Below are 7966 nucleotides of genomic sequence, written 5' to 3' on the forward strand. Positions count from 1 at the left end.
GGGTCACGCGGACGGTCCAGGGCCGACCGGCGGGGCGTCGGCAGCCCGCGCCCGACGCAGCGCGCCCACCGGGTCGGCGTACACGCCGGCCAGCGACACCGTCCCCGCCCCGGCTTCCTGCACGCGTTCGCCGAAGGCGGTGACGCGGATTTCGCGCTTCGGCAGCGTCGAGCGGCCCCAGAAGGCCGCCGTGAGCCGATCCATCGCCTCGGGATATTCGGTGAAGGCCTGGCCACCGACCACGAGCTCGTCGGGATTGAGCAGATCGCGCAGCAACGCCACCGCCTCACCGAGCACCCGCGCCCGCTCCGCCAGCAACTGCCGGGCCTGCCGGTCACCTGCCCGCGCCACGCGCAGCAGGTCGGTGATGGCGCCGGCGGACCCGCCAGGGGGATCCGGAGGCATGATCCGCAGCCGCCGCGCGGCGGCCAACACCGCCTCGTCGCTGACGGTGGACTCCAGCTGCCCGGTCCCGCCGAGCAGCTCGGAGTACGCGGGGAGCGGCGCGATCGTGCCAGGGCCGCTGGCCGGGCAGTGCACCCGGCCGCCGATCACCAGCGCATAACCCACAGTCTCGCGCGCATAGACGTACAGGATGGTCGGCGAGCCGGATGCGCACCGGCGCAGGCCGAGCAGCAGCTCGGCGCCGGCCATGGCGTCGACGTGCGAAGCCACCGACACCGGCAGGCCCAGCGCGTCGGCCAGCACCGGCCCGACGGGGGCCTGGCGCCAGCCCAGCCGCGGGTGGTCGACGCGGCCCGTTGCGCCGTTGACGTTGCCTCCGATGGCGACCCCCAACCACAGTGGGCGGCGCCGATGCCAGCGCCGCAGATACCCCGCGGCGCTGTCGGCGAGCGAGGCCAGCGCCGTCCCGGCAGAATGCGGCGGGGTGGGCGTCTCGACAGTGTCCAGGGTGCGGCCGAACAGGTCGGTCGCCGCAATACTGGTGGTCCGCGCACCGATGTGCATGCCCAGCGTCATGAACGGTTCGTGGTTGATCTCGACGGGCACCCGTGGGCGCCCGATGGCACCGGCGAGCGCCAGGTCGGCGCGTTCCCGCAGCAGACCCGCGTCGAGCAGCGCGGCGACCTGACGGTTGACCGTCGCAACGCTCAGTGAGGTGACACCGGCGATGTGGTCGCGGGCAAGGGGGCCGTGCAACCGCACGGCCCGAAAGACGGACGCGGCCGCGGAGTCCGAGAGGTACAGGGCCGGCGGGACGATCGGTTGACGTGCCCGGGTGTGGGTCCCGCGGCCGGCCCCGCGCTGGCCTGCGGTGAGGGTGTCAGAGCGCACGAGCGTCCTTTGTCCGATTGACGATGGCCGGTCATCGGCCACGCCGGAACAGTCAGGAGCGGCCTGGTGCACGACGACAACACGAGCGACCCGCGATGCTCGTGCCGGTCAGGGCGCTGGGGTGCATTCCCGGAATTTACCACGTTCACTAAAGTTGTCCCGATGACGACAGCGGGCGGGGACCGAAGGGTCGCGGTAGTCACCGGCGCCAGCTCCGGAATCGGGGAGGCGACCGCCAGAACCCTTGCCGCGCAAGGGTTTCACGTCGTCGCGGTGGCCCGCCGGGGGGACCGGATCCAGGCCCTCGCCGACGAGATCGGCGGGACCGCGATTGTGGCGGACGTCACGGACGACGCGGCAGTCGACGCGCTGGCGGGTGCGATGGATCGCGCGGACGTGCTGGTCAACAACGCCGGTGGCGCGCGGGGGCTGGAGTCCGTCGCCGACGCCGACCTCGAGCACTGGCGATGGATGTGGGAGACCAACGTGATGGGCACGCTGCGGGTCACCCGCGCGCTGCTGCCCAAGCTGGTCGACTCGGGCGACGGGTTGGTCGTCACCGTCACCTCGGTCGCGGCGTTCGAGGTCTACGACGGCGGCGCCGGCTACACCGCGGCCAAGCACGCCCAGGGCGCACTGCACCGCACGCTGCGCGGCGAACTGCTGGGAAAACCGGTTCGGCTCACCGAGATTGCTCCGGGAGCGGTCGAAACCGAGTTCTCCCTGGTTCGCTTCCAGGGCGATCAACAGCGCGCCGACGCGGTCTACACCGGCATCACACCGCTGGTGGCCGCCGACGTCGCCGAGGTGATCGGTTTCGTGGCTTCCCGGCCGGCGCACGTCAACCTGGACCTGGTCGTGATCCGACCGCGCGACCAGTCGTCGGCCAGTAGGTTCAACCGCCGACGCTAGGAGGCGCCGTGGTAGTGGTCGTGGTGGTGGTGGTGGTGGTCGTGGTCGGTGTTGCGGACAGCGTGGGGGCGTCCGCGGGTGTACCCGGAGCGGTGACGGGGATCTGGCTCGCCGGCGGATGCGCGTCCGGTCGCGGTAATGCCGACATCGCCACCCACGTGTTCCAGTCCATGGCCCAGTCCCAGATGTCGCCGTCGGCGTAGGACAGCTCGATCGGGCTGCCGGTCACCTCGACCGGGTCGCCGTAGATCGCGGTGCGGTAGTACTGCTGGGCGTCGTCCGTCGAGAGATTGATGCAGCCGTTGGTGACGTTGCTGTTGCCCTGCGCGCCGGCGCTGGCCGGGTTGGCGTGGATGAACTCGCCGTTGTTGGAGATGCGCACAGCCCAGCGCTCATGGATGTGGTTGTACCCGGCGGCCGGGTTCGACATGTAGAAGTCAGAGTACTTTTCCGTGACCACGTGGATCCCGTTGCGGGTGACGTTGCGGGCCTCGTCGCCCTCCCCGTAGCTGCACGGGAAGTCCATGATGACGCCGGCGTCGGTGATGACCCGGATGCGGTGCGACATGACTTCGGCCTTGACCACCTGGCGCCGGCCGATCTTGATCTTCAGCGACATGTCCTGCGCCCCGTAGGCACCGTCACCGAACGGGACCCCGTAGAACTTGGCGTCGACGTCGACCGAGGCGCCTGCCGGGTAGTAATCGCGGGGGCGCCAGTGCACGCGGGAGCCCTTCGCCTCGTCGGGCAGCCACGCCCAGCTGCCCTCGACCGGCGGGTCGGTGGTGACGGCGATGGCCCTCTCGACGGCGGCCTTGTCGCTGATCGCGGCATCGAACTGGATGATGACCGGGGCCGCGACGCCGACGGTCTGGCCGTCGGCCAGCTGGAATCCCCCGTCGATCGTCTTGGTCGGCGTCACGGTGGTGAACGTGGCCGCGACGGGAACCGCCTTACCGTCGTGGCCGACCACCGAACCGCTCCACGCGTAGGTTGCGTCGTATCCCAGTGGCTCGGTGACCGTGTAGGCGGTGCGGTCGTCGTTGAACACCCCGGCGACGACCTTGCCCGCCGAATTCTTCAAGGCCAGCTTCTGGAACCAGCCCTCGCCGACCCGGGCGCTGATCGAGGCGGTCGGAATCACGTTGGCGGTGGCGTCGGCCGGCTGGAACCTCAACTGTGGCGCCGGCGGTTCATTTTTCTGGACGTGTCTGGTCACCGTGTCGCCGCAGGCGGCCAGGACGCTCGGGGTGAAGGCACCGAGCCCGAGAGCCGCCAAGGCCAGGCGCCGCTTGATCGGCGGCGGGGCGCTGGATCTGCTCACGCCAACCAAAGATACCGGGAGATGACGACCAGTCCGGGCCACGCAGACTCGCGAACCGCACGCTACCGCCGGAAAGTAACGGCTAGAGCGCGCAGCCGAACAGCACCGGCTCCGGCCGCAATGTGATGCCGAACACGTCGCGTACCCCGTCACGCACACTGCGGGCCAGTGCGATCACGTCCGCGGCCCTCGCCCCGCCGCGGTTGGTCAGGGCCAGCGCGTGCTTGGTGGACAGCCGGCAGCGCGCCGCTGCGTCCTGCGGGAACCCTTTCGCGAAGCCGGCCCGCTCCACCAGCCAGCCCGCGGCCAGCTTGACGCCGTGCGGCGCCGGGTAGTGCGGGATCTCCCCTCCGCTGGCCAGCCGTTCGTAGACTTCCGGTGCGACCACCGGATTGGTGAAAAACGATCCGACGCTCCACGTGTCGTGGTCGGCTGCGTCGAGCACCATGCCCTTGCGTGCGCGCAGCGCCAGCACCGCGTCGCGAACCGCCCGCGGGTCGACGCGCTCGCCACCGGCCGCGTCCAGCGCAGTGGTCAGCTCGCCGTAGCGCAGCGGCGCGCTGCGTCCGGACGCATCCAGCGCGAACTCCACTTCCAGCACCACCGCGGGCGCTCCGCGCCCCACCCGGCCGGCCCGCTTGAACATGCTGGTGCGGTAGCCGAAGCCCAGCTCACCGGCCGGTACCCAGCGCACCGCACCACTGCCGCGATCCAATACCCGGACGCGGGTGAGGGTGTCGGCCACTTCGGCGCCGTAGGCCCCGACATTTTGCACCGGGGTTGCCCCCGCCGATCCCGGGATCCCGGACAGGCATTCCAGCCCGCCCAGTCCGTGCTCGATGGCGGTGCTGACGACGTCGTCCCACACCGCGCCGGCCTCCGCGCGCATCAGATTGCCCTCGACCGTGATGGCGGCGCCCGCCAGCCGCACCGCGGTCAGGTCGGTCAGGGTGTCGTCGATCACGATGTTGGAGCCGCCGGCAAAGATCAGGAGCGGACCGGTGTCGAGGCCGGCGCTGCCGCCGCGGGCCTCGGCGTCGAGTTGCCCCACAACCGCGACCGCCTGCTCGGTGCTGGTACAGGTGATCAGGCGCCGCGCCACCGGGCCGATACGCAGCGTGGTCAGCGGTGCCAGTGGCACCCCCTCGGCGACCTGCGCACCGGCGTAGCGGGAACCGGCACCGCTGCTTGTCATGGGCCGTAACGGTAGCCTGACCAGCTATGCCGCGTTCATTCGACTTGTCCGCCGACTACCCGGGCGGCGTCGAGGACATTCACCGCGCCTTCCAGGAGGAGGAGTACTGGCGGGCCCGGCTGGCCGACATTCCCGTCGACGAGGCCACGCTGGAATCGATCCGGGTCGGTGGCCGGTCCGGTGACGGGCCCTCCATCGAGGTGGCCACTCTGCAAGTGGTGCGCAGTCACAATCTGCCGGCCATGGTCACGCAGCTACACCGGGGTGATTTGTGTATCAGGCGCGAGGAGACCTGGGGACCGGTCACCGACGGTGCCGCGACGGCATCCATCGCGGGTCAGATTGTGGGCGCTCCGGTAAGCGTGTGGGGCACTGCCGAGTTGTCGCGGGCCACCCCGTCCGGTGGCGCCCGGCTGGAATTCCGCATCACCGTGCAGGTGCGGGCACCCCTCATCGGCGGCAAGGTGGAGAAGATCATCGGCAACCGGCTGGCCGAGCTGGTGACGGCCGAACAGCGCTTCACCTCGGAATGGATCGCCGCCAACAGCTGAATTCGTCCGCACCGGCCGGTTGTGATCGCCGCCTAAGCTGGCTCCCATGAGAATCGCCCTGGCGCAGATCCTCAGTGGCACCGAGCCGGCGGCAAACCTGGAGCTGGTCAGCGCGTACACGGGCCGTGCCGCCGACTCGGGCGCGAAGCTGGTGGTGTTCCCCGAGGCGACCATGTGCCGGTTCGGTGTCCCGCTGGCGCCCGTGGCCGAGCCGATCGACGGCCCCTGGGCAACCGGGGTCCGGCGGATCGCGGCCCGCTTCGGTGTCACCGTGGTCGCCGGCATGTTCACCCCGTCCGGCGATGGGCGGGTGACGAACACGCTGATCGCCGCCGGGCCCGGGTGCCCCAACACGCCGGACGCCCATTACGACAAGATCCACCTCTACGACGCGTTCGGGTTCACCGAGTCGAAAACCGTCGCTCCCGGGCACGAGCCGGCGGTGATCACGGTCGACGATGTCGGGGTGGGGTTGAGCATCTGCTACGACATTCGCTTTCCCGAGCTCTATACGGAGCTGGCCCGGCGCGGCGCCCAGCTGATCGTCGTCTGCGCGTCCTGGGGGGCGGGGCCCGGCAAGCTCGAGCAATGGACGCTGCTGGCCCGGGCCCGCGCGCTGGACTGCATGAGCTACGTCGCAGCGGTCGGCCAGGCCAACCCCGGGCAGGACCTCGAGGCCCCGAGCGCGCCGACCGGGGTGGGCGGCAGCCTGGTGGCCTCGCCGCTGGGTGAGGTGATCGCGTCGGCCGGGCCGAACCAGGAACTGGTGGTCGCCGACATCGACGTCGACCGGGTTGCCCGGGCGCGGGACGCCATCGCCGTGCTGCGCAACAGCGCGGCGTTCACCCGCGCCGATAGGGCAGAATCGGTTGAGTGACTAACCCACAAGGACCACCGAACCAGGGCCCGCCGACGTGGTCGCGTCCCGGCAACCAAGGCTCCTTCGGTCAAACACCCACCGAGCGGATGCCGGCCGGCCAACCGTCGCAGGAAACACCGGCTCCCGCCCCTGTTCAGCAGCCCGACCAGACCGATCGGATGGGCGCATCGCACGCGCCCCGGCCGCGTCCCCCCTACACCCCGCCGCCGAACCCGCCCACGACGCCCGCCGAACGGGTAGGCGGCGCCAACGACGAACCGGCGGGAAGAAGGAAGCGAGGCTTCCTTCGCGACCCGCTGGCCATTCTCCTGGTGTGCATCATCGTGTTCGCGCTCCTGGTCGGGGGGTTGGTAGGCGCCGAGCTCTACGCCCGCCACGTGGCCGACACCAAGGTCGCCGAGGCGGTGGCCTGCGAAGTCAAGGACAGGGCCACCGCCTCGTTCGGCGTGACACCGCTGTTGCTGTGGCAGCTGGCCACCGAGCACTTCACCAACATCTCGGTGTCCACGGCCGGTAACCAGATCCGCGACGCCAAGGGCATGAAGATCGCCCTCGACATCAAAGACGTCCGACTCAAGTCGTCCGACAACTCGAAGGGCACCGTCGGATCGCTGGACGCCACCATCACCTGGACGGCCGAAGGCATCAAGCAGACGGTGCAGAATTCCATCCCTGTCCTGGGTCCGTTCGTCACCAACAGTGTGACCGCCCACCCCCGGGACGGGACCATCGAGCTGAAGGGCATGCTCGACGACATCACCGCCAAACCGATCGTGCAGGGCAAGGGGCTGCGGCTGCAGATCCAGACATTCAATGCGCTGGGGTTCACCTTGCCGAAAGAATCCGTGCAGTCGACGCTGGATGAGTTCACCACCAAGCTGACGCAGAACTACCCGTTGGGCATCCACGCCGACAGCGTGCAGGTCACCGATACCGGTGTGGTGAGCAAGTTCTCCACCCGGAACGCGACGATCCCCGCCGGTGGCGGCGGCCAGGACCCCTGCTTCGCAAACCTCTGAGTTCGGCCAATCAGCCCAGCCGCACGACGATGCGGGCCGACACGGCCGGCTGAGGAGTTCGGCCAATCAGCCCAGCCGCACGACGATGCGGGCCGACACGGCCGGCTGAGGAGTTCGGCCAATCAGCCCAGACCGTCGAGCACCGCCCGGGTGCCCGAAAGGCCGAGCCGGGTCGCGCCGGCATCAAGCATCGCCAGCGCGTCGGCGGCGGTGCGGATCCCGCCGCTGGACTTGACCCCCAGCCGACCGCCCACGGCCTGCGCCATCAGCTCGACCGCACGCACCGATGCCCCGCCCGCGGGGTGGAACCCGGTCGAGGTCTTGACAAAGTCGGCACCTGCCGCCTCGGCGGCGTGACAGGCGTCCACCAGCGCGCGTTCTCCGGACCGGGCCAACAGCACCGCGGACTCCACGATCACCTTGAGCACTACCCCGGGCACGGCGTCGCGTACCGCCTCGATGTCGGAGCGCACCGCGTCGGCGTCGCCACTCAGCACAGCACCGACATCGATGACCATGTCGATCTCGCCGGCACCGTCGGCCACGGCCCGGCGCGCCTCGAGTGCCTTGACCGCCGGCACGTGCTTGCCGGACGGGAAACCGGCGACCGCCGCGACCCGTAGACGGCCGGCGGCGGTCCGCACCGCGACCGGCGTCATCGACGGCGATACGCACACCGCGTACACGCCCAGCTCGACACCTTCGGCGACCAGACTGGCCACGTCGGCCTCGGTGGCCTCGGGTTTGAGCAGAGTGTGGTCGACCACTGCCGCGAGCAGTTCCCGGGAG

General features: G+C 70.3%; 8 protein-coding genes. 4 read left to right on the forward strand and 4 right to left on the reverse strand.

What is annotated here, in order from left to right; genetic code table 11:
- Positions 1-3 precede the first annotated feature (3 nt).
- Positions 4-1224: an ROK family protein gene (locus AC2VOK_RS16060; protein WP_428901375.1), complete on the reverse strand. Its 1221-nt coding sequence runs from the start codon at positions 1222-1224 to the stop codon at positions 4-6.
- Between the two features lie 234 nt (positions 1225-1458).
- Here AC2VOK_RS16060 and AC2VOK_RS16065 point away from each other — a divergent pair, with 234 nt between their 5' ends.
- Positions 1459-2208, forward strand: coding sequence for an SDR family NAD(P)-dependent oxidoreductase (locus AC2VOK_RS16065; RefSeq protein WP_428901368.1), 750 nt, complete (start codon positions 1459-1461; stop codon positions 2206-2208).
- Here the strand turns inward: AC2VOK_RS16065 and AC2VOK_RS16070 are convergent.
- The gene (locus AC2VOK_RS16070) at positions 2192-3574 is read right to left on the reverse strand and encodes a L,D-transpeptidase (protein ID WP_428901369.1); all 1383 of its coding nucleotides are present in this window, start codon (positions 3572-3574) and stop codon (positions 2192-2194) included. The genes AC2VOK_RS16065 and AC2VOK_RS16070 overlap by 17 nt on opposite strands.
- Positions 3575-3614: 40 nt before the next feature.
- Positions 3615-4727, reverse strand: a complete 1113-nt coding sequence (locus tag AC2VOK_RS16075) for a UDP-N-acetylmuramate dehydrogenase (protein WP_428901370.1) — start codon at positions 4725-4727, stop codon at positions 3615-3617.
- Positions 4728-4753: 26 nt separating this feature from the next.
- Between AC2VOK_RS16075 and AC2VOK_RS16080 the strand changes: the two genes are divergently transcribed.
- From AC2VOK_RS16080 to AC2VOK_RS16090, 3 genes are read left to right on the forward strand one after another with little or no spacing between them, the layout of a single operon-like run.
- The gene (locus tag AC2VOK_RS16080) at positions 4754-5278 is read left to right on the forward strand and encodes a DUF2505 domain-containing protein (protein ID WP_428901371.1); all 525 of its coding nucleotides are present in this window, start codon (positions 4754-4756) and stop codon (positions 5276-5278) included.
- Positions 5279-5324: 46 nt separating this feature from the next.
- Positions 5325-6155, forward strand: a complete 831-nt coding sequence (locus AC2VOK_RS16085; RefSeq protein ID WP_428901372.1) for a carbon-nitrogen hydrolase family protein — start codon at positions 5325-5327, stop codon at positions 6153-6155.
- Positions 6152-7177, forward strand: coding sequence for an LmeA family phospholipid-binding protein (locus AC2VOK_RS16090; protein ID WP_428901373.1), 1026 nt, complete (start codon positions 6152-6154; stop codon positions 7175-7177). Before AC2VOK_RS16085 ends, AC2VOK_RS16090 begins: the two co-directional genes overlap by 4 nt.
- A 122-nt stretch (positions 7178-7299) precedes the next feature.
- On the opposite strand, the gene deoC is transcribed toward AC2VOK_RS16090, so the two are convergent.
- Positions 7300-7966 (reverse strand): deoxyribose-phosphate aldolase (gene deoC, locus AC2VOK_RS16095; protein WP_428901374.1); only part of this gene is annotated, 667 nt, incomplete at its 5' end.

The sequence above is a fragment of the Mycobacterium sp. TH-M116 genome, assembly GCF_057473685.1.

Coding starts and splice junctions, on each gene's coding strand:
- AC2VOK_RS16085 (WP_428901372.1), top strand. CDS start 5,325: ATGAGAATCGCCCTGGCGCAGATCCTCAGTGGCACCGAGCCGGCGGCA.
- AC2VOK_RS16080 (WP_428901371.1), top strand. CDS start 4,754: ATGCCGCGTTCATTCGACTTGTCCGCCGACTACCCGGGCGGCGTCGAG.
- AC2VOK_RS16075 (WP_428901370.1), bottom strand. CDS start 4,727: ATGACAAGCAGCGGTGCCGGTTCCCGCTACGCCGGTGCGCAGGTCGCC.
- AC2VOK_RS16065 (WP_428901368.1), top strand. CDS start 1,459: ATGACGACAGCGGGCGGGGACCGAAGGGTCGCGGTAGTCACCGGCGCC.